This is a genomic window from Herbiconiux daphne, from assembly GCF_024979295.1.
GTDB lineage: Bacteria > Actinomycetota > Actinomycetes > Actinomycetales > Microbacteriaceae > Herbiconiux > Herbiconiux daphnes.
In genome coordinates this window covers 1-580 of the sequence record NZ_JANLCJ010000611.1, presented here as the reverse complement: position 1 = coordinate 580, position 580 = coordinate 1, and the positions used below count along the sequence as shown (strand labels likewise).

Sequence of the window (580 nt, the reverse complement as noted above, 5' to 3'; positions counted from 1 at the left end):
CATGACTTCGTGGGATGAAAAAACAGCACTTAATTTACAGGCTGTGAGACATTTCATTCAAAGTGGGTTCCCTGTAGGGACAGTTATCTCCTGCTATGTGAATCCCGGAACTTTACCGCTATGGGCCGGAACCGCTTGGGTTCCTTTTGCTGTAGGTCGATATTTGATGGGTTCTGGATCGGGTACAGCAACGGGTGGTTGGGATGTAGGCCCCAACATGGAAAACCTTGGTTCCAGAACATTCACATTAAATGCTTCACAGATACCTGCTCACGCCCATAATGTACCTGCTATTCGTGCTAATGGTTCTACTGGCCCCATGAACAGAAACTGGGCACATGGCCATACGAATGGTCTGGTGAATGATGATGGCAACCACGGTAGTTTTGGTAGTTCCGGGAATCAACCCGCTGCTTCTGCATTTAGAGGAGATAATACAGGAAACTCAACCGTAGGTTATCTCACAAGTTCCGCAGATACTAACCATGAACACCCTACGTATGTCGATATTCCAGACAGACAAACAGGTAATTTTGGTAGTGGAAGCCCAATAGAAGTGATCCCCGCAATGGCTTCAAAA

General features: G+C 46.7%; 1 protein-coding gene. It reads left to right on the top strand.

Annotated features, from left to right (window positions below):
• Positions 1 to 217: 217 nt before the first annotated feature.
• Positions 218 to 580 (top strand): hypothetical protein (locus N1032_RS26740; protein WP_259543697.1); only part of this gene is annotated, 363 nt, incomplete at its 3' end.